General features: G+C 72.9%; 15 protein-coding genes and 1 pseudogene. 4 read left to right on the forward strand and 12 right to left on the reverse strand.

Annotated elements, in window-relative coordinates; all coding sequences use genetic code 11:
- Positions 1 to 4: 4 nt before the first annotated feature.
- The 9 genes and pseudogenes from murG to rsmH form a co-directional block, all read right to left on the reverse strand.
- Complete coding sequence (gene murG, locus CP982_RS12185) at positions 5 to 1,099, reverse strand: undecaprenyldiphospho-muramoylpentapeptide beta-N-acetylglucosaminyltransferase (RefSeq protein WP_144002953.1); 1,095 nt, start codon at positions 1,097 to 1,099, stop codon at positions 5 to 7.
- Between the two features lie 6 nt (positions 1,100 to 1,105).
- Positions 1,106 to 2,428, reverse strand: a complete 1,323-nt coding sequence (gene ftsW / locus CP982_RS12190; RefSeq protein WP_150510542.1) for a putative lipid II flippase FtsW — start codon at positions 2,426 to 2,428, stop codon at positions 1,106 to 1,108.
- Positions 2,429 to 2,553: 125 nt separating this feature from the next.
- Positions 2,554 to 4,002 carry a UDP-N-acetylmuramoyl-L-alanine--D-glutamate ligase gene (murD, locus tag CP982_RS12195; protein WP_150510543.1) on the reverse strand — a complete coding sequence of 483 codons (1,449 nt, stop codon included), beginning with the start codon at positions 4,000 to 4,002 and terminating at the stop codon, positions 2,554 to 2,556.
- Positions 3,984 to 5,057 (reverse strand): phospho-N-acetylmuramoyl-pentapeptide-transferase, encoded by a 1,074-nt coding sequence (gene mraY, locus CP982_RS12200; RefSeq protein ID WP_144002956.1) that lies wholly within the window; start codon positions 5,055 to 5,057, stop codon positions 3,984 to 3,986. Before mraY ends, murD begins: the two co-directional genes overlap by 19 nt.
- A complete protein-coding gene (locus CP982_RS12205) occupies positions 5,054 to 6,472 on the reverse strand; it encodes a UDP-N-acetylmuramoyl-tripeptide--D-alanyl-D-alanine ligase (protein ID WP_150510544.1) in 1,419 nt (472 codons plus the stop codon). The genes mraY and CP982_RS12205 overlap by 4 nt, the downstream gene beginning before the upstream one ends.
- Before the next feature lie 4 nt (positions 6,473 to 6,476).
- Positions 6,477 to 8,141 carry a UDP-N-acetylmuramoyl-L-alanyl-D-glutamate--2,6-diaminopimelate ligase gene (locus CP982_RS12210; protein WP_184924958.1) on the reverse strand — a complete coding sequence of 555 codons (1,665 nt, stop codon included), beginning with the start codon at positions 8,139 to 8,141 and terminating at the stop codon, positions 6,477 to 6,479.
- Positions 8,142 to 8,152: 11 nt separating this feature from the next.
- The gene (locus tag CP982_RS12215) at positions 8,153 to 10,159 is read right to left on the reverse strand and encodes a peptidoglycan D,D-transpeptidase FtsI family protein (protein WP_150510546.1); all 2,007 of its coding nucleotides are present in this window, start codon (positions 10,157 to 10,159) and stop codon (positions 8,153 to 8,155) included.
- A gap of 5 nt (positions 10,160 to 10,164) precedes the next feature.
- Positions 10,165 to 10,731: a cell division protein FtsL gene (gene ftsL / locus CP982_RS12220; protein WP_150510547.1), complete on the reverse strand. Its 567-nt coding sequence runs from the start codon at positions 10,729 to 10,731 to the stop codon at positions 10,165 to 10,167.
- Positions 10,732 to 10,838: 107 nt separating this feature from the next.
- A pseudogene (gene rsmH / locus CP982_RS12225) lies at positions 10,839 to 11,797 on the reverse strand (16S rRNA (cytosine(1402)-N(4))-methyltransferase RsmH).
- A gap of 412 nt (positions 11,798 to 12,209) precedes the next feature.
- Here rsmH and CP982_RS12230 point away from each other — a divergent pair.
- The 4 genes from CP982_RS12230 (at position 12,210) to CP982_RS12245 (ending at position 17,977) form a co-directional block, all read left to right on the forward strand.
- Positions 12,210 to 12,773: a beta-class carbonic anhydrase gene (locus CP982_RS12230; RefSeq protein ID WP_150510548.1), complete on the forward strand. Its 564-nt coding sequence runs from the start codon at positions 12,210 to 12,212 to the stop codon at positions 12,771 to 12,773.
- Positions 12,774 to 13,143: 370 nt separating this feature from the next.
- Positions 13,144 to 14,163, forward strand: coding sequence for an AAA family ATPase (locus tag CP982_RS12235; protein WP_150510549.1), 1,020 nt, complete (start codon positions 13,144 to 13,146; stop codon positions 14,161 to 14,163).
- Positions 14,163 to 15,569, forward strand: coding sequence for a DUF58 domain-containing protein (locus tag CP982_RS12240; RefSeq protein WP_150510550.1), 1,407 nt, complete (start codon positions 14,163 to 14,165; stop codon positions 15,567 to 15,569). Before CP982_RS12235 ends, CP982_RS12240 begins: the two co-directional genes overlap by 1 nt.
- Positions 15,566 to 17,977 (forward strand): transglutaminase TgpA family protein, encoded by a 2,412-nt coding sequence (locus CP982_RS12245; RefSeq protein WP_150510551.1) that lies wholly within the window; start codon positions 15,566 to 15,568, stop codon positions 17,975 to 17,977. Before CP982_RS12240 ends, CP982_RS12245 begins: the two co-directional genes overlap by 4 nt.
- 388 nt (positions 17,978 to 18,365) lie before the next feature.
- Here CP982_RS12245 and CP982_RS12250 read toward each other — a convergent pair whose 3' ends face one another.
- The 3 genes from CP982_RS12250 to CP982_RS12260 all read right to left on the reverse strand — a co-directional run bounded on the left by CP982_RS12250 (position 18,366) and on the right by CP982_RS12260 (position 20,659).
- Entirely contained in the window at positions 18,366 to 18,788 is a 423-nt protein-coding gene (locus CP982_RS12250) for a DUF3040 domain-containing protein (RefSeq protein WP_150510552.1), read from the reverse strand.
- Positions 18,789 to 19,089: 301 nt separating this feature from the next.
- Positions 19,090 to 19,926, reverse strand: coding sequence for a methyltransferase (locus CP982_RS12255; protein ID WP_030679388.1), 837 nt, complete (start codon positions 19,924 to 19,926; stop codon positions 19,090 to 19,092).
- A gap of 202 nt (positions 19,927 to 20,128) precedes the next feature.
- Complete coding sequence (locus tag CP982_RS12260) at positions 20,129 to 20,659, reverse strand: SAV_6107 family HEPN domain-containing protein (RefSeq protein ID WP_150510553.1); 531 nt, start codon at positions 20,657 to 20,659, stop codon at positions 20,129 to 20,131.
- Positions 20,660 to 20,862: the final 203 nt, after the last annotated feature.

The following is a 20,862-nucleotide window of genomic DNA, read 5'->3' on the forward strand; positions in this document are numbered from 1 at the left end:
CTTCTCACGCGCTGCGGCGTGACGCAATCGCCTCGTGCACCATGCCGACGAGCAGGTCGTCGGCGTCCCTGCGGCCGAACTCCGAGGCGGCACGGGACATCTCGTACAGCCGGTGCGGGTCGGCGAGCACGGGCAGCACCTGGGACTGGACCCATTCGGGCGTCAGTTCCGCGTCGTCGACCAGCAGTCCGCCGCCCGCCTTGACCACCGGCTGGGCGTTGAGCCGCTGTTCGCCGTTGCCGATGGGCAGCGGGACGTAGGCGGCCGGGAGCCCGACGGCGGAGAGTTCGGCGACGGTCATCGCGCCCGCGCGGCAGAGCATCATGTCCGCCGCCGCGTACGCGAGGTCCATCCGGTCCACGTACGGTACCGGGATGTAGGGCGGCATTCCGGGCATGTTCTCGACGTACGGCAATTCGTTCTTCGGGCCGACGGCGTGCAGGATCTGGATGCCCGCGCGCTGCAGGACCGGCGCGGCCTGCTGGACGACCTCGTTCAGGCGCCGGGCGCCCTGGGAGCCGCCGGAGACCAGGAGGGTGGGCAGGTTCGGGTCCAGGCCGAAGGCGTCCCGGGCCTCCGGGCGCACCTTGGCGCGGTCCAGCATGGCGATGGCGCGGCGCAGCGGGATGCCGATGTAGCGCGAGCCGCGCAGCTTGCTGTCCGGCGTGGAGACCGCGACGGCCGCCGCGTACCGGGAGCCGATCTTGTTGGCCAGGCCGGGGCGCGCGTTGGCCTCGTGCACCACGATCGGCACGCCGCGGCGCTTGGCGGCGAGGTAGCCGGGCAGGGCCACGTAGCCGCCGAAGCCGACGACGCAGTCCGCCTTGGTGCGCTCCAGGATCTGCTCGGCCGCCTTGATGGTGCCGCGCAGCCGCCCGGGCACCGTGATCAGCTCGGGCGTGGGCTTGCGCGGCAGGGGGACGGCGGGGATCAGGGCGAGTTCGTAACCGCGCTCGGGTACGAGTCGGGTCTCGAGGCCGCGCTCCGTGCCGAGGGCCGTGATGCCCACGGTCGGGTCCTGCCTGCGCAGGGCGTCTGCGAGGGCAAGCGCGGGCTCGATGTGGCCGGCGGTCCCCCCGCCGGCGAGTACGACATGCACCGAAATTCACCGCTCTCCGGACGAGCGCGCCTTGACGCGCCGTCGCATCGTGTTCCATCTCACCCGAGGTTGCCGCATGGCCAGGGCCGCCTTCGCCGCGGGGTCCTGTCGCGCGAAGGCGATGAGGAGTCCGACGGCGAACATGGTCGGCAGCAGGGCTGAGCCTCCGTAGGAGAACAGCGGGAGCGGGACACCGGCGATCGGCAGCAGGCCGAGCACCGCACCGATGTTGACCACGGCCTGGGCCGTGATCCAGGTGGTCACACCTCCCGCGGCGTACCTCACGAAGGGGTCCTCCGTGCGTCCGGCCACGCGGATACCCGCATAGCCTAGAGCCGCGAACAGGGCGAGCACCGACAGCGTCCCCGCGAGACCGAGTTCCTCACCGGTGATGGCGAAGATGAAGTCGGTGTGCGGTTCGGGTAGTTGACCCCATTTTTCCACACTCGCGCCCAGTCCGGAACCGAAGAATCCGCCCGAGGCGAGGGCGTAGATGCCGTGCACGGCCTGCCAGCAGGAGTCGCCGGGGCCCGGCTCGGTCGCGCCGATGCACTCCAGGCGCGCCATGCGGTTGGGGCTCGTCTTGATGAGGATCACACCGAGGAGGGCCGCGATGCTCAGCACGCCCGCGAACAGCCGCGTGGGCGCCCCCGCCAGCCAGAGCAGCCCGAACAGGATCGCGGTGAGGATGATCGCCGTGCCCATGTCGCCGCCCAGCATGATCAGGCCGAGCAGCATGAAGGTGACGGGCACGAGCGGCACCAGCATGTGCTTCCACTGGGTGAGCAGCCGCTTGTCCTGTTTGCGGGCCAGCAGGTCGGCGCCCCAGAGCACGAGGGCGAGCTTGCCGAACTCACTGGGCTGGAGCTGGAACGGACCCCCCAAATAGATCCAGTTCTGATTGCCGTTGACGCTGCGCCCTATCCCCGGGATCTGGACGAGGACCATCAGGAAGACGGACCCCGCGAGGATCGGGTAGGACAGCGCCCGGTGCAGTTTGACCGGCATCCGCATGGCGACGAGCAGCAGCGTGCTGCCGAGCACCGCGGCGACGAACTGCTTGCGGAAGAAGTACGAGGCGGGCAGGTTCAGCTGCAGCGCCTGGATCATCGACGCCGAGTAGACCATCACCAGGCCCAGGGCGGTGATCAGCAGCGCGGCGCCGAAGATCAGGTAGTAGGCGGTCAGCGGCCGGTCCCAGGCCCGCCGGGCCCTGACGTAGAGCCGTCGTACGGGGCTCTCGCGCGGCACCGGTGTGCTGCGCGGACGGGCCGGCCGTTTCGGCGTACGCGGGACACGGGGCGTACGGACCGGGGCGCGCCCGGCCATCAGCGCCGCCCCAGACCGGCGCACGGCCGTACCCGGCAACGCCCCCACACCCACAACGCCGACGCTTTCACGTGCCCTCCTCACGGTGCCGGGTGCCTGACGACGGCGCCCATCCCGGGCCCGTGTCAGGCGCTCGCGCCGAGTTCGCGAACCGCTTCCGCGAACGCGTCACCACGCTTGTTGTAGTTGGTGAACATGTCCATCGACGCACAGGCCGGGGCCATCAGGACGGTGTCCCCCGGCGCTGCGAGCCGTGCCGCCCGGCGCACCGCCTCGGCCATCGCCCCAGTGTCGGTCCGGTCGAGGTCGACGACCGGTACTTCCGGCGCGTGTCGCGCGAGGGCTTCCCTGATCAGGGCGCGGTCGGCGCCGATCAGGACGGCGGCGCGCAGCCGCTTCGCCGAGGCGGCGACCAGCTCGTCGAAGGTTGCTCCCTTGGCGAGGCCGCCCGCGATCCACACGATCGACTCGTACGCCGCCAACGAGGCCTGGGCCGCGTGGGTGTTGGTGGCCTTGGAGTCGTCGACGTAGGCGACACCGGCCACGTCGGCGACGTGCTCGATGCGGTGGGCGTCCGGACGGAAGGCCCGCAGGCCGTCGCGGACCGCCTGCGGGGCCACGCCGAAGGCGCGCGCGAGCGCGGCCGCCGCGAGGGCGTTGGCGATGTTGTGCGGGGCCGGCGGGCTGACGTCGGAGACCTCGGCGAGCTCCTGGGCCTGCTTCTGGCGGTCCGGTACGAAGGCACGGTCGACCAGGATGCCCTCCACGACGCCGAGTTGCGAGGGGGCGGGCGTGTTCAGCGTGAAGCCGATGGCGCGGCAGCCCTCCTCGACGTCGGCCTCGCGGACCAGGTCCTCGGTGGACGGCTTGTCGGTGGCGTCGACGTTGTAGACGCACGCGACCTGGTTGCCCTCGTAGATCCGGCCCTTGTCGGCGGCGTACGCCTCCATGGAGCCGTGCCAGTCCAGATGGTCCGGCGCGAGATTCAGCACGGCGGCGGAGTGCGTGCGCAGCGATGGCGCCCAGTGCAGCTGATAGCTGGACAGCTCGACGGCCAGAACGTCGTAGGCGTCATCACCCTCCAGGATGACGTCGACGATCGGCGTGCCGATGTTGCCGACGGCGGCGGTGCGCAGGCCCGCGGCCCGCAGGATCGACGCCAGCATCTGGGTGGTCGTGGTCTTGCCGTTGGTGCCGGTGACGGCCAGCCAGGGGGCGGCGCCGGGGCCGCGCAGGCGCCAGGCGACCTCCACGTCGCCGATGACGTCGACGCCCGCCTCGGCGGCGGCCAGAAACAGCGGGCTCTGCGGCTTCCAGCCCGGCGAGGTGACGACGAGGCCGGTCCCCTCGGGCAGCGTCTGCGCGTCCCCGAGGCGCACGGCGACGCCCGCCTCGGCGAGGTCGGCGGCCCGCGCCTCGAGCGCCGGGCCCGAGCCGCCGTCCACGACGGTCACCTCGGCGCCGAGGCCCGCGAGGGCGCGGGCGGCGCTGACGCCGCTGACGCCGAGCCCGGCGACGGTGACGCGCAGACCCTTCCAGGAGTCCTGCCAGTCGCTCACTTCTTGGCTGCCCATCCGGCGTAGAAGAGGCCGAGTCCGACGATGACGCACATGCCCTGGATGATCCAGAAACGGACCACGACCAGGACTTCGGACCAGCCCTTGAGTTCGAAGTGGTGTTGCAGTGGCGCCATCCGGAAGACCCGCTTACCGGTCAGTCGGAAGGAGCCGACCTGGATGACCACCGACATGGTGATGAGGACGAAGAGGCCGCCGAGGAGCGCGAGCAGCATCTCCGTGCGGGAGCAGATGGCGAGACCGGCGAGCGCGCCGCCGAGGGCGAGCGAGCCGGTGTCGCCCATGAAGATCTTGGCGGGCGAGGTGTTCCACCACAGGAAGCCGAAGCAGGCGCCCATCAGCGCGGAGGCCACGACGGCCAGGTCGAGCGGGTCCCTGACCTCGAAACACGCGGCCGGGTTGGTGAGGTCCTGGGCGTTGGCGCAGGACTCCTGGAACTGCCAGACACCGATGAACGTGTACGCGCCGAAGACCATCACGGAGGCGCCGGTGGCGAGGCCGTCCAGGCCGTCGGTGAGGTTCACGCCGTTCGACATCGCCAGGATCATGAACAGCGCCCAGACGACGAACAGGACCGGGCCGATCGACCAGCCGAAGTCCTCCACGAACGACAGCTTCGTGGACGCCGGGGTCTGGCCCCGGCCGTCGGCGAACTGCAGCGAGATGACGGCGAAGGCGATGCCGACGATCAGCTGTCCCGCCATCTTCGCCTTGGCGCGCAGACCGAGCGAGCGGCGCTTGACGATCTTGATGTAGTCGTCGAGGAAGCCGACCAGACCCATGCCCGCCATCAGGCCGAGCACGAGCAGACCCGAGATGGTCGGCTCGGCACCCGTGATGATCTTGCTCAGGAAGTACGCGATGAGGGTCGCCAGGATGAAGGCGATACCACCCATCGTCGGCGTACCGCGCTTGCTGTGGTGCTCGCGCGGGCCGTCGTCGCGGATGTACTGGCCATAGCCCTTGCGTGCCAGGAGCTTGATCAGCAGGGGCGTACCGACCAGGGTCAGGAAGAGCCCGATCACACCCGCGAAGAGGATTTGCTTCATCATCGGGCGTCAACTCCGCCCGTCGCGGTGCCGGCGGCGGTGTCCGCCACGAGCGTCTGCGCGACGCTCTCGAGGCCCACCGATCTGGACGCCTTCACCAGCACGACGTCTCCTGGGCGCAGCTCGCTGCGCAGCAGGTCGATCGCCGCCTGTGCGTCGGACACGTGCACCGACTCCTCACCCCACGAACCCTCGTTGTATGCGCCCAGTTGGAGCCAGGACGCTTCCCTGCCCCCGACTGCCACGAGCTTGTTCACGTTCAGCCGGACCGCAAGGCGTCCGACCGCGTCGTGCTCGGCGAGCCCCTCGTCCCCGAGCTCGGCCATGTGGCCGAGCACCGCCCACGTGCGGCGCCCCTTGCCCATGGCGGCCAGCGCACGCAGGGCGGCGCGCATGGACTCGGGGTTCGCGTTGTAGGCGTCGTTGACGACCGTCACGCCGTCCGGGCGCTCGGTGACCTCCATACGCCAGCGGGACAGCGTGCCCGCCTCGGAGAGCGCGAGGGCGATCTCGTCCACGGGCATGCCAAGGTCATGGGCGACGGCGGCCGCGGCGAGCGCGTTCGACACGTGGTGCTCACCGTACAGGCGCAGTCGCACGTCGCTGCACCCGGAGGGTGTGTGCAGCGTGAAGGCCGGCTGTCCGTTCTCCGTGAGACGGACATTCTCGGCGCGTACGTCGGCGTCGGCGGCCTCTCCGAAGAACAGCACGCGCGCCCGCGTCCGCGAGGCCATCGCGCGCACCAGCGGGTCGTCCGCGTTGAGGATCGCGGTGCCGTCCGCCGGGAGGCTCTCGACCAGCTCGCCCTTTGCTTCCGCGATCTGCTCGCGGCCGCCGAACTCACCGATGTGGGCGGTGCCGACGTTCAGGACGAGACCGATCCGCGGCGGCGTGAGCCCGGTCAGATAGCGGATGTGGCCCGTGCCGCGCGCGCCCATCTCCAGGACCAGGAACCTGGTCTCCTCGGTGGCGGACAGGGCGGTCAGCGGAAGCCCGATCTCGTTGTTGAACGAGCCGGGCGTCCACACCGTCGGCGCCTCGCGCTGGAGCACCTGCGCGATCAGGTCCTTGGTGCTGGTCTTGCCCGCGGAGCCGGTGAGGGCCACGAGGGTGGCGCCGAGCCGGGCGACGACGTGCCGGGCGAGCGCGCCGAGCGCCGTCTGCACGTCGTCGACGACGATGGCGGGCACGCCGACGGGCCGCTGCGCGAGGACGGCCACGGCACCCGCCGCGACGACCTGCGCCGCGTAGTCGTGGCCGTCGACGCGCTCGCCGGCGAACGCGGCGAACAGGCTGCCGGGCTCCACCTCACGGGAGTCCCGGACGACCTGCGCGGTGACCCGGACCGACGGATCCGGTATGTCGTACGTCTGCCCGCCGACGACGGTGGCGATCTCGGCGAGGGAGAGGGCGATCACAACTTCATCCCTGGGTTTGCTGGATAGCTTCGCGAAGCACCTGGCGGTCGTCGAAGGGACGCACCACCCCGGCGATGTCCTGGCCCTGCTCGTGGCCCTTGCCCGCGACGAGGACGGTGTCGCCGGGCTCGGCGCGGGCGACGGCCGCGGCGATCGCGGCGGCCCGGTCCTCGAAGACGGCGACCTCGGCGCGCTCGTGGGCGGGCACCTCCGCGGCGCCCGCGAGCATGGTGGCGAGGATCGCGAGGGGGTCCTCGGAGCGGGGGTTGTCGGAGGTCAGTACGGCGGTGTCGGCGAGCCGGGCCGCGGCGGCGCCCATCGGCATCCGCTTGGTCTGGTCGCGGTCGCCGCCGCAGCCGAGCACGATGTGCAGCTTGCCCTCGGTGACCTTGCGCAGCGCGCGCAGGACCGATTCGACAGCGTCCGTCTTGTGGGCGTAGTCGACGACCGCCAGGTAGTCCTGGCCCGCGTCGACGCGCTCCAGGCGGCCCGGCACGCCGGGCACCGCGCCGATGCCGTCGGCCGCGGTCTGCGGGTCGATCCCGGCGACGGCGAGCGCGACGATCGCGGCGAGCGTGTTGGCGACGTTGAACGGGCCCGCCAGCGGCGACTTCGCGGTGATCCGCTCGCCCTTGGGGCCGACGGCGGTGAAGGTGGAGTCCAGCGGTCCCACGTGGACGTCCTCGGCGCGCCAGTCGGCGTCCGGGTGGCCCTCGGCGGAGAAGCTGGTGACCGGCACCTCGGACTCGGTCAGGAGTCTGCGCCCGTACTCGTCGTCGTAGTTGACGACGCCGAGCCGCGCGCGCCGCCGCGTGAACAGCTGCGCCTTGGCCCGGAAGTAGTCCTCCATGTCGGAGTGGAACTCCATGTGCTCCGGGCTCAGGTTGTTGAACACGGCCACGTCGAACACACAGCCGTCCACGCGCCCGAGCACCAGGGCGTGGCTGGAGACCTCCATCGCGACCGCCTGGACGCCGCGCTCGCGCATCACTGCGAACAGCGCCTGCAGATCGGTGGCTTCGGGCGTGGTGCGCTCCGACTTGATCCGCTCGTCGCCGATGCGCATCTCCACCGTGCCGATGAGGCCGGTGCTGCGGACCTGCCGCAGACCGCCCTCCATGAGGTACGCGGTCGTCGTCTTGCCGGACGTGCCGGTGATGCCGATCTGGAGCAGGTCGCGGCCCGGGTGGCCGTACACCGTGGCGGCCAGCTCGCCCATGCGGCCGCGCGGGTCCTCGACGACGAGGACCGGCAGGCCCGTGGCGGCGGCGCGCTCGGCACCGGTCGGGTCGGTGAGGATGGCGGCGGCGCCGTGGTCGGCGGCCTGGGCGACGAAGTCCGCGCCGTGCATGCGGGCGCCGGGCAGCGCGACGTACAGGTCGCCGGGGCGCACCGCGCGCGAGTCATGGGTGATGCCGGTGACACCGGTGGCGCCCGGCGCGGTGCCCGGGACCGCGGCCCCCAGCTGATCGGCGAGCTCCGCGAGAGGGGTGGCGGAGACCTGGGCCGGCCTCGGCGGTCCCGGATGGGTCACGGGAGCGTCCTTCTGGGTGGTTTGGGACTGATCAGCGTGTGGCACGGCGGTGAGCGTACCGGGCGTACCCCCGCTGGGGCCAAAAGGGAGGGGCCCTGGTGTGCGGTTCCCCGGATCCGGGGTGATCGTCGTCACGGCGGATCCGCTCAGCGGCCCGGCTTGTCGGCGGCCGGGGGACGGCCGGGGGTCTCGGGCTTGCCCGGGGTGAAGGTGACCGGAAGGCGGGCGGGGGTGTGGCCGGTGGGCGGCACCTGGAGGGTCTTCAGGGAGAACTGCATGACCTTCTTGTAGATGGGCCCGCAGATCTGGCCGCCGAAGTAGCTGCCCTTCTTGGCGTTCTGGATGACGCAGTAGACGGTGACGCGCGGCTTGTCGGCGGGCGCGAACCCGGCGAAGGACGAGGTGTAGCCGCGGTAGCGGCCGGTCTGCGGGTCGACGCGGTTGGCCGTGCCGGTCTTGCCGGCGACACGGTAGCCGGGGATGCGCGCCTTCGTGCCGGTGCCTTCCTCGTCGTCGACGACCGACTCCAGCATCCGCGCGACGGTGTTCGCGGTCTTCTTACTGATGACACGGTTCTTCCGCGGCGCGGACGCGGGCGTGAAGCGGCCGTCGGGCCCCTTGGTGCCGCGCACCAGCGTGGGCTCGATCCGCACGCCGTCGTTGGCGATGGTCGAGTACACGGAGGCCGCCTGCATGGCGTTGATGGACACGCCCTGGCCGAACGGGATGGTGAACTGCTGCGAGGTCGACCACTTGTCGGGCGGCGCGAGGATGCCCTTGGTCTCGCCGGGGAACCCGAGTCCGCTGGGCTTTCCGATGCCGAACTTCCGCAGGTACGCGTACAGGGTCCGGTTCACTTCCCGCTGGGTGTTCCCCAGCTCGCCGGTGGCGAGGATGGTGCCGATGTTGCTGGACTTGGCGAGCACGCCGTTGAGCGTGAGGTACCAGGTCGGGTGGTCGATGTCGTCCTGGAAGAGCCGGTCGCCCCGGTGCAGCCGGTTGGGGACGGTGACCCGGGTCTGCGGCGTCGCCGCGTTCTCCTCCAGTACGGCGGCCATCGACATGACCTTGGCGGTGGAGCCCGGTTCGTAGGCGTCCTGGACCGCCGCGTTGCCGAGGCTGCCGCTCGCGGCCCGCGACAGGTCGTTGGGGTCGAAGCCGGGCGCGTTGGCCATGGCGAGGACCTCGCCGGTGCGGGTGTCCTGCACGACCACGTAGCCGCGGTCCGCCCGGGACTTCCTGACCTGCTCGGTGATGGCGTCCTGCGCGGCCCACTGGATGTCGCGGTCGATGGTCAGCTCGACGTCGGAGCCGGGCACGGCGGGCTTCTCGTTGGTGCCCGCGGTCGGCACCTGGCGGCCGCCGGACTGGGCGTAGCGGATCTCGCCGCGCTTGCCCGCGAGGTCCTTGTCGAGCTGCTGCTCGACGCCGCCGCCGCCCTTGCCGTCGGCGTTGACCCAGCCCAGTATCCCGGCGGCCAGGTCGTCGTTGGGGTACACGCGCTTGCTGGTGGGCACGGCGAAGACGCCGGCGAGGACGTTGACCGCCTTGGCGTCGGCGTTCGCCTTGTCGGCGAGCGTGGCGCGCAGGTCCTTGATCTGCTTCCACACCTGCGGGGTCTCGCGGCGGGCGAGCAGCGTGAAGCGGGTGCGGGGCGTCCTGAGCTTCTTGGCGAGGGCGTCGGTGTCCTCGTCGACGATCGGCGCGAGCAGGGCCGCGGCCTGCTCGGGCGCGTCCTGGATCTTCGTCTCCTCGGCCGTGAAGAGCGTGGGGTCGGCCGTGATGTCGTACGCGTCCACGCTGGTGGCGAGCTCGACGCCCCTGCGGTCGGTGATGGCACCGCGCTCGGCGGCGATCTTGTGGCTGGAGTACCGGTTCTTCTCCGCCTTGGCGGCGTACGCGTCGGCGTCGACGGCCTGCACCTGGAGGAGCCGCACCACGAACGCCAGCATCACCAGGGTCAGGGCGAGGCTGACCAGGCGGAGCCGGGGCCGGGGGCTGCCCAGGCGCAGCGGCTTGGCCCGGGCCGCGGACGGGCGGCGGCCCTGCCGTGCGCCCTGCGGGGGGCGGCGCGGCCCGCCGCCGCGTGCGGGCCGGACGGGGCGGGCCGGTGCGGGGACGCGGCGCCGGGGCGGCGGTTGACGGTCCGTCACTTACGTCACCTGCCGGAGGTCGTGGGGGCGGGTTTCGCGGAAGGGGGCGGGACCGCGTCCGGCGCGGTCCCGCGCGCGGGCGGTGCGGCGGCGGGGCTCGGCGCCGGGGACGGCACGGCCCCGGGCGTGGGGAGCGCTTCGGGGGCCCGCGGCGCCGGGGGCAGCGGCGCGGGCGGGCGGGCCGCGGACTCGCGCAGGGCGGAGGGCCCCGCCGCGGCGCCGGGAACCCCGCGGACGGTGCCGTCGGGGTTCAGGAAGACCGGGTCGCCGCCGGGGACCATGCCGAGCTCGCGGGCGCGGCGCTGGAGCGCGTCCGGGGCCGCGTACTCGTCGACGTCCCGCTGGAGCTGCTGCTCCTCGTCGGTGAGCTCCTGGGTCTCCTTCTTCAACCTGCTGAGCTGGAAGGACCCTTCGTTGAGCGAGGAGTTGAGCAGCAGGAGCGTGATCAGGCCGCCGCCGAGCAGCAGCACGACCAGAAGCATGAAGGGGGTGCGGGCGGCCTGGCTCGGGCCCGCGGGCAGCAGCCGCGCGAGCCGCGCCGCCCTCCCCCGCAGCTGCGGTCTCTTGCTCACTCCAGCCACCTCCTTCACGAAGCCACCTCGGTCATGCGGACCCTCGCTCCCGCGGACGGCGTCGCCCACGCGGGCACCGGGTCACGCGGGCACCTCGCGGACGCCTCTCACCGAGTGACGTCCTCGCGGATGCGCTGCGCCCCGCGCAGCCGCGCGGGCACGGCCCTGCGGTTCTCCGCGATCTCCTCCTCGGTGGGCAGTTCGGCACCGCGCGTCAGGAGCTTGAGCCGCGGCTGGTACTCCTCGGGCACGACCGGCAGGCCGGCCGGGGCCGTCGTCGCGGCACCGGCCGCGAACACCTGCTTGACCAGACGGTCCTCGAGGGAGTGGTACGACAGGACGGCGATGCGGCCGTCGACGGCGAGCGCCTTCACGGCCGCGGGGATGGCCCGCTCCAGGACGCTCAGCTCGCCGTTGACCTCGATGCGCAGGGCCTGGAAGGTGCGCTTGGCGGGGTTGCCGCCGGTGCGCTTGGCGGCCTGCGGCAGCGCGTCCCGGATCAGCTCGACGAGCCGGGCGCTGTTGCTGAAGGGCTCCTTGTCGCGCTCGCGCACGACGGCGGACACGATCCGCTTGGCCTGCTTCTCCTCGCCGTACGCGCGCAGGATCCGGACCAGTTCGCCCGGGGGTAGGTGTTGAGGACCTCGGCGGCGCTCATGCCCGTCGTCTGGTCCATGCGCATGTCGAGGGGCGCGTCCTGGGCGTAGGCGAAGCCGCGGTCCGCCTCGTCGAGCTGCATGGAGGAGACGCCGAGGTCGAACAGGACGCCCTGCACGCGCGGGACGCCGAGCCGGTCGAGCACGTCGGGCAGCTCGTCGTAGACCGCGTGGACGAGGGTCGCGCGCTCGCCGTAGGGCGCGAGCCGCTCGCCGGACAGGCGCAGCGCCTCCTTGTCGCGGTCCAGGGCGATGAGGCGGGCCTCGGGGAAGGCGGCGAGGAGGGCCTCGCTGTGGCCGCCGAGGCCGAGGGTGCAGTCGACGACGACGGCTCCCGGCCGGGTGAGGGCCGGGGCCAGCAGGTCCAGGCACCGCTGGAGCATCACCGGGACGTGTCGACTGCTGCTCAAGGGGCCCTCTCAGGTCCGGCGGGCGTCGTACGCACCGTCGGATCCCCGCCCGCTCGACGAAGGGGAACCGGTATGCCGGCGCCGGGGGCGGCGTCAGCCGACCGGGAGCGGGAGGAGGCCGAGCCGTACGTACGCGCCACGCACGTGGGGAATTCTGCGAATCTCCGGATGTACCAGCGTGGAGCAGGTCTCCGCTCCCGCTTCGCGTCACTTTAGTCCACCCCGTCTCGCGGTCAATCAACCGGCCTGCGCGGCGCGGCCCGGCCGGGATCGCGTCGGTGATCGGCGCGGTTTCACCTGTTCGGCCGCTCCGCTCCCACTCCTGTGGGTTACCTCACAACAACGTTCAATCATGTTCTTTGTCCCCTCTCACAACAGGCCCGCACCCACCGTGACCACTACCGTCATAGTCATGACGACTTCCGCATCCCTCCCCACCGAGCCCGAAGGCGCCATACCCACCGACGGCGCCCGTGAGGGCGGTACCGTCACCGACCGCCTGGTCGACGCGAATACGCGCTACGCGGCGCGCTTCACCGACCCGGGCATGGACGCCCGGCCCGTCCTCCAGGTCGCGGTCGTGGCCTGCATGGACGCCCGCCTCGACCTGCACGCCGCGCTCGGGCTCGAACTCGGCGACTGCCACACCATCCGCAACGCGGGCGGCGTCGTCACCGACGACGTCATCCGCTCGCTGACCATCAGCCAGCGCGCGCTCGGCACCCGCAGCGTGGTCCTCATCCACCACACGGGCTGTGGCCTGGAGTCGCTCACCGAGGAGTTCCGGCACGACCTGGAGATGGAGGTCGGGCAGCGGCCGCCGTGGGCCGTGGAGTCCTTCCGCGACGTCGACCAGGACGTACGGCAGTCGATGCAGCGGGTGCGCACCTCGCCGTTCCTGCTGCACAACGACGACGTGCGCGGATTCGTCTTCGACGTGCACACGGGCCTGCTGCGCGAGATCGACCCCGCCTGACGCGGCGGCACATCCGAACCGCCCGAGCGGGGCGGCGCCGTCCCCGGGCGGCGCCGCCCCGCCTTCGCGCGGCCGCGGCGAGCCGCGTGACCAAAGCGACAGTGTGTGACGCGGGGGTACCGGGTACCGGACAATCTCCGGCACCCGAAACGCCGCAAGATCCGACATAACGGCGCCAGTTATCCACAGGCAAGTGACACGAACCGGTATGCCCAACAAGAATGCCTGTGTGGCGCCGCGCTGAACCATTCACGCGTGGTGTCCGTGTTTCGGGGTGGGCCGGTCCGCACGCGAGTGTCGGCCCGGGGAACCATGAAAAGAGGTGTCCCTTGCTCCTTGCCGAGCGTGGGGAAGGGCCGAGGAGGGCCGGGTGACGACCTATGACGATCGAGCGAGCCTGTCAGATCTGACCGCCACGGCGGAGCGTGTCCGCGGGTCGGTCGAGGGTGTGATCGAGGGCAAGCCGGAGGTCGTACGGCTTTCGCTGACCGTGCTCCTCGCCGAGGGGCACCTGCTCATCGAGGATGTTCCGGGCGTGGGCAAGACCATGCTCGCCAAGGCGCTCGCGCGGTCCATCGACTGCTCGGTGCGGCGTATCCAGTTCACGCCGGACCTGCTGCCGTCGGACATCACGGGTGTGTCCATCTGGGACCAGCAGCGCCGTGACTTCGAGTTCAAACCGGGAGCGATCTTCGCGCAGATCGTCATCGGCGACGAGATCAACCGCGCGTCCCCGAAGACGCAGTCCGCGCTCCTGGAGTCCATGGAGGAGCGCCAGGTCACCATCGACGGGCAGACGTACGAACTGCCCAGCCCGTTCATGGTGGTGGCCACGCAGAACCCGGTGGAGATGGAGGGCACCTATCCGCTGCCCGAGGCACAGCGCGACCGCTTCATGGCGCGCGTCTCGATCGGCTATCCGGGCCCCGAGGCCGAGCTGCAGATGCTGGACGTGCACGGCGGCGTCTCCCCGCTCGACGACCTCCAGCCGGTGGCGCACGCGCACGACATCGTGAAGCTCATCGACGCGGTCCGCACGGTCCACGTCGCCGAGGCCGTGCGGCGGTACGCGGTCGACCTGGTGGGTGCCACGCGCAACCACCCCGACCTGAGACTCGGCGCCTCGCCGCGCGCGACCCTGCACCTGCTGCGGGCCGCCAAGGCGTCCGCGGCGCTCAGCGGCCGTGACTTCGCGCTGCCGGACGACGTGCAGGCGCTGGCCGTCGCCGTCCTCGCGCACCGGCTGCTGCCCACGGCGCAGGCCCAGTTGAACCGCCGGACGGCTGAATCGGTCGTCCTGGAGATCCTGCAGCGCACCCCCGTCCCGGCTGCCCAGCAGCCCGGCCAGGGGTTCTTCGGCCAGCAGCCGCCCGGCGCCCGGAGGCTGTGATGACGGCCGGGGGGAGGCCGTCGGACGCCCCCGGCGGCCCCGCCGACACAGGGGACAGGGGTGAGCGGGGCGGCCTGCGCACGGCGCTCGCCGGCCTCACCACCCGGGGCCGCTCCTTCTTCGCCGCGGGCGTCGCCGCCGCCGTCTGCGCCTATGTGCTCGGCCAGAGCGACCTGCTGCGGGTCGGGCTGCTGCTCGCGGTCCTGCCGCTGGTGTGCTCCGCCGTGCTGTACCGCACGCGCTACCGCGTCGCGGGCAGCCGCCGTCTCTCCCCCGCGCGCGTGCCCGCCGGCTCGGAGGCGCGCGTGCACCTGCGGATGGAGAACGTCTCGCGGCTGCCCACGGGCCTGCTCATGCTCCAGGATCGAGTGCCGTACGTGCTCGGGCCGCGGCCGCGGTTCGTGCTCGACCGCGTGGAGGCGGGCGGGCGCCGCGAGGTGTCCTACCGCGTCCGCTCGGACCTGCGCGGCCGCTATCCGCTGGGCCCGCTCCAGCTCCGCCTCACCGACCCCTTCGGCATGTGCGAGCTGACCAGGTCCTTCTCCACGTACGACACGCTGACGGTGGTCCCGCGCGTGGAAGCGCTCCCGGCGGTGCGCCTGACCGGCGAGGCCAAGGGGTACGGCGACGGACGGCACCGGTCGCTCGCCCTCGCGGGCGAGGACGACATCATTCCGCGCGGCTACCGCTACGGCGACGACCTGCGCCGCGTCCACTGGCGCTCCACCGCGCGCTACGGCGAGCTGATGGTGCGCCGCGAGGAGCAGCCGCAGCGCTCGCGCTGCACGGTCCTGCTTGACACCCGTGCGGTGGCCTACCAGGGCGCGGGCCCGGACTCGGCCTTCGAATGGGCCGTCTCGGGCACCGCGTCCACGCTGGTGCACATGCTCGAACGGGGCTTTTCCGTACGGCTGTTGACGGACACCGGCAACTCGCTGCCCGGTGAGGGCGCCGACGGTTTCGCGGGCGCGAGCCAGGAGTCGGCGGACGCGGCCGGGCTGATGATGGACACGCTCGCCGTGATCGACCACTCGGACGGCGCGGGCCTGTCGCCCGCGTACGACGTGCTCCGCGGCGGCAACGAAGGCCTCCTCGTGGCCTTCATCGGCGACCTGGACGAGGAGCAGGCCACGGTGGTCGCCAAGATGCGCCAGCGCAGCGGCGCCGCGGTCGCCTTCGTGCTGGACGGCGACGCCTGGCTGCGGGGCGCGGGAGCCCCGCCGTCCGCGCGGGCCGCGGACCGGCTGCGGCTGCTGCGCGAGGCGGGCTGGACGGCGGTCGCCGTGCCGCCCGGGGTGCCGCTGGTCGATCTGTGGCGTCAGGCGGACCACCTGCGCACCGGCGTGGGCGCGGCCCCGGCGGCGAGCAGGGGCCCGATGGCGGGCGGGACAGGGGGATGGTCATGAGTGGGCGTACGCGACTCGCGCTGTGCGCCGCCGCCGCGACGCTGATGGCGTCGGGCGCGATGCTGCCGCTCGTCGACAAGTCGGGCTGGCTGGTGCAGGCGGCGATCCTGCTCGCGCTGCAGAGCGGCGTGGGCGGTCTGGCCCGGCGGGTGCCGCTCGCCCGGCCGCTGACGGTGGCCGTGCAGGCCCTGGTCACGCTGCTGCTCCTGACGCTGGTCTTCGGCCGGGAGCAGGCGCTCGCCGGGGTGATCCCCACCCCCGAGGTGTTCCGGCACTTCGGCCTGCTCCTGGAGGCGGGCGGTGACGACGTCGGGCGGTACGCGATCCCGGCGCCGCTCACCGACGGCATCCGGCTGATGCTGGTCGGCGGGGTCCTGGTGGTCGGGCTCATGGTGGACGCGCTCGCGGTGACGTTCCGCACCGCGGCACCGGCGGGCCTGCCGCTGCTCGCCCTGTACTCGATCGCCGCGGGCCTCGCCGAGGACGGCGCCGGGTGGCTGTGGTTCCTGCTCGCGGCCGCCGGGTATCTGCTGCTGCTCCTCGCCGAGGGCCGGGACCGGCTCTCGCAGTGGGGGCGGGTCTTCGGCGGGGCGGCCCGGCCGCCCGGCCGGGTCTCGGCGGGCCTGGACGGCGACGGCGGCGCCCTCGCCCCGGTGCGCACGGGCCGCCGCATCGGCGCCGTCGCCCTGGGCGTCGCCCTGGTGGTGCCGCTCGCGCTGCCCGCCCTCGACGGCGGCCTCCTCGACGACTCGAACGGCCCGGGGGGCGGCGGCCGCGGCGGAGGCGGCACGATCTCCGCGGTGAACCCACTGGTCGCGCTCCAGGACAGCCTGAACCAGCCGGAGGACCGCGAGGTCATCTCGTACCGCACGAACGCGAAGAACTCCCAGGAGATGTATCTGCGGATCGTCTCGCTCGACCAGTTCGACGGGACGACGTGGAAGACCACCGTCCGGGACATCGAGGACATCCCCTCGCGCCTCCCGGACCCGCCGGGCCTGTCCCCCACGGTCCGCAGGACCGAGATCCAGACGAACATCTCGGCGGCGGACGGCTACGCGCAGAACTGGCTGCCCATGCCGTATCCGGCGAGCCAGGTGCGCATCGAGGGGCGCTGGCGGTACGAGCCCGTGGGCCGTGCCGTGGTCGGCGACAACGGGCAGACCACGCGGGGTGTGCAGTACTCCGTCAACAGCCTGGCCGTGGAGCCCACGGCCGAGCAGCTAGCGGCCGCGCCCCCGGCGCCCGAGGGCGTGCGGCGCGAGTTCACCAAGGTGCCGGACACCCTGCCTTCGGTGGTGGGCGAGACGGCCCGCAGGATCACCCGGGGCGCGGCGAACGACTACGAGCGGGCGGTGAAGCTCCAGGACTGGTTCGCCTCCGACGGCGGCTTCACGTACAACACGCAGGTCCGCGCGGGCAGCGGCCCCTCGGCGATCGCGCGCTTCCTGGACCAGAAGGAGGGCTTCTGCGTCCACTTCTCCTTCGCCATGGCGTCGATGGCGCGCACGCTCGGCATTCCCGCGCGCGTGGCGGTGGGCTTCACCCCGGGCTCCGCGCAGGCGGACGGCACCATGTCGGTGGGCCTGAGGGACGCGCACGCCTGGCCCGAGCTGTACTTCGAAGGCGTGGGCTGGACCCGTTTCGAGCCGACGCCGTCCCGCGGTACCGTCCCGGACTACGCCCGTGACCAGGCCCCGACCGACGACGCCGACGACCCGGCGGCGCCCGAGCCGTCCACGACGGCGGAGGAGTCCCCGCAGCCGTCGCAGTCCTCGGACTGCCCGCGCGACCAGCGTCAGGCGGGCGGCTGCAACAGCGCGGCGCCGCTGCTCGCGATGGACTCCGGGGACGGCGGGCCGCCGGTCGGGATGATCGTGGGCGGTTCGTTGGCGGGCCTGGCCGTGCTCCTGGTGCCCCTGTTGCCGCTGCTGTGGCGGACGCGGGTGCGCGCGGTGCGGCTCGGCGTCGGCGGGCGCACGGAGGCGGACGCGGCGACGCGGACCCTCGCGGCCTGGCTGGAGGTCACGGACACCGCGTGGGACCACGGCATCCCGCCGGACGAATCGCAGACGCCGCGGAAGGCGGCGGCCCGGATCGTCCTCGTCGGCAAGCTGGAGCCGGGCGCCGCGGAGTCCGTGCACCGGGTGGCGGCGGCGGTGGAGCAGGTCCTGTACGCGCCGCAGCCGCGGCTGGCCACGGGGCTGCCCGACGACGTGCGGCGCCTGCGGGCGGGGCTGCGTGCCTCCGTGAGCCGTTCGACCCGGCTGCGGGCGACGCTCGCGCCGCGTTCGGCCGCGCGGGTGATGTGGTCCCTCTCGGAGCGCTGGACGGTGCTGCGCTCCCGGTGGCAGCGCCGTCTTGCCAAGCGGTGGCCCGCCCGCCCGGCGGCGCGCGAAGGGGGCTGAGGCCCCGGGCCCGGCCGTCCGGGCCTGGCCCGAAACGTGCGTGGGGTGGCCGCGGACCAGCGGTCACCCCACCGCCGTGTGCGGACCCTCCACCACCGACCAATGTGCGGGTGCACATGCGCGAGCAAACGCCTGGACCGGCCGTGTCCGGGGCTGGGCCAGTAGGCAGAGGTGTTCCGGCCGGGGGCGCTGGGCCGTGCGGATCACGGGGGCGCGGGCATGGGCGAGCGTCGGCGGGCTCGGCGCGATCGGCGGGGGATGCGGCGAACGGTGACGCGAACAGCGACGCGTACGGCCACGCGGGCAGCGACAAGGCCCGGCGCGCCAAGTGCGCGGCCGGGCCTCGGGCACGACAGAGAAGTCAGGCGCGGCGGGGGACCCTCGGAGGCTATTGGCCGCCTTGCTGCTCGTCCCTGCGACGCTGCCAACGCTGCTCGATGCGGTCCATCACGGACCGCCGCTGCCTGGGCTGATGCTGCCGCCGCCCGTGCGGGGCGGCGGTGGGTCCACTGGGGGCGCCGGGGGCCTGCTCGCCCGGCTTGGGCGCCTTGCGCCAACCGGTGACGGCGAGCACCGCGCATCCCAGCATGACGAGGAATCCCACCACGCTCACCCAGATCAGCTGGGCGACCATTCCGGCCATGAGAAGGGCGATACCCACCAGGAAGCCCGCGACCGCTTGGTAGACCCGCTTCCGGGTGTACGTACGCAGCCCGCTTCCCTCAAGCGCTGTCGCGAACTTGGGATCTTCGGCGTACAGCGCTCGCTCCATTTGCTCGAGCATGCGCTGCTCGTGCTCCGAGAGCGGCACGGAGTCCTCCTCATCGTGCAGTCGCCGGGGCGACCGGGGGGTCCCCTTCAGGATAGGCAGGGAATCGCCCCCGTGAAACCCGCCCCTCTGCGCCAACTTCGCCAAACCGGACCGTCAGGTCGCTCCGGCTCGCTGAAGCCTGCATTCCCCAGCGGCCGGTCTGTCATGCCGGACGGTGTCCCTCGATCATACGGCGCCCGTAGCCCGTTCGGGGGGCCTGTGGCGTACTCCATGTGCTGCTGCGCCCCTGATCAGCGAGGTAGCCCCAGGCGTCACAGGAGTCCCAGCGGCCGGTCGGAGCTCAGGCCCCGCTCGCCTCGGGCGTCTCGCCGAGCACGTGCAGCTGGGTGGCCACGGAGTGGAACGCGGACAGCTCGGCGGCGGCCGCCTCCAGCTTCAGGAGGGCCTCCAGGGCGCCGGGCTCGGTGTCGACGAGGACGCCGGGCACGAGGTCGGCGAAGACGCGCACGCCGTGCACGCCGCCCACCCGCAGGCCCGCACCCTCGACCAGCTCGGTGAGCTGCTCGGCGGTGAAGCGCCGCGGCACCGGGTCGCCCTCGCCCCAGCGCCCGGCCGGGTCCTCCAGCGCCTTGTGGGCCTCGGTGAAGTGACCGGCGAGGGCGCGGGCGATGACGGCGCCGCCGAGGCCCGCGGCGAGCAGGCTCAGGACGCCGGCGGGGCGCAGCGCGCCGACGGCGTTGCGCACGCCTTCGGCCGGGTCGTCCACGTACTCCAGGACTCCGTGGCACAGCACCGCGTCGTAACCGCCGCGCTCGACGACGTCGAAGAGGCCGTGCACGTCGCCCTGGACGCCGCGCACGCGGTCGGCGACGCCCGCCTCGGCGGCGCGGCGCTCCAGCGCGAACAGCGCGTTGGGGCTGGGGTCGACGACCGTGACGCGGTGGCCGAGGCGGGCCACGGGTACCGCGAAGTTGCCGCTGCCGCCGCCGGTGTCCAGGACCTCGAGACCGCCGGGGGCGTCGCCCGCGGTGGCCTTGACGCGGCGGTCGAGGGCGTCCTTCAGGACGTCCCAGACCACGGCCGTACGGAGGGAAGCGCGCGGGCGAGGGGGGTCGGAGCGCAGCGACGCCGTCTGCGGGTGACGGGGGGAGGCGGGCGGGCGCATCGGGTCCGACACGGCAGTTGACTCCTCGGCGCGGCTCCGCCTGGGTGTCGGCGGGCTGTTCGGGTACGGGCGATCCCACCCTATTGCCTCTGGAGCCGTGCCCCGGCATCCGCGGGGGCGGGCGGCGCGGGCGGCCGCTCACGCCGACACCCGGCCGCGCCCGGGCCAGGCGTGCGCCGCGGGACTCGCTCGGGCCGCGTGGCGCACGCCCAGGTCAGCCCGCATCGGGTGACTCCTGGCGCGCTTGCGGGAGGACCGGCTGGAGGACCAGCATCCGCTCGACGAGGCGGAGGAACATCGCCGCGTCGCGCAGCAGGTCGTCGGCGTCGCGGATGCTGGCCGCGCCCTGGATGCCCGCTTCGGCGCGGGCCCTGCGGGCGGCGCCGGAGGCGAACAGGGCGCTCCACTCGGTCAGCTCGGGGGCTATCTCGGGCAGCACTTCCCAGGCGCTGCGGATGCGCTGCCTGCGCCGGGGGTTGAGCTCGGGGCGGCCGCGGGCGGCGAGGACCGCGGCCGCGGTGCGCAGGGCGGCCAGGTGGGCCGTGGCATAGCGCTCGTTCGGAGGGTCCAGGCGGGCGGCCTCGTCGAGTCCGGCGCGGGCCTGGGCGAGCAGTTCGAGGGCGGCGGGCGGGGCCGTGGCGCGGCGCAGGACGGGGTGCACGTCGCTCGCCGGGCCGGTCAGTGAGGGGGCAGGGCCTGCGGCGCGGCGCCGGGGTGCGGCGGCCGCTGCGTGCGAACGGGCCATGACGAACCTCCTGTCGTCTGTGTGACGGCGCAGTGGCCGTATGTGCCCATCGTGGGGTACGCCACTGACAATCCGCGCTGACCTGGCCCTTTGCCTCGATCGGAGGTTCGGGCTACCTTTTGTACTGACTGGTCAGTTCAAAAACTTCACGCAACGACTTCGGCTCACGAGCACCGGCCCACGGGGCCGACTCGCGGGGCCGA

Origin of the sequence: Streptomyces spectabilis (genome assembly GCF_008704795.1) — a bacterium.
GTDB lineage: Bacteria > Actinomycetota > Actinomycetes > Streptomycetales > Streptomycetaceae > Streptomyces > Streptomyces spectabilis.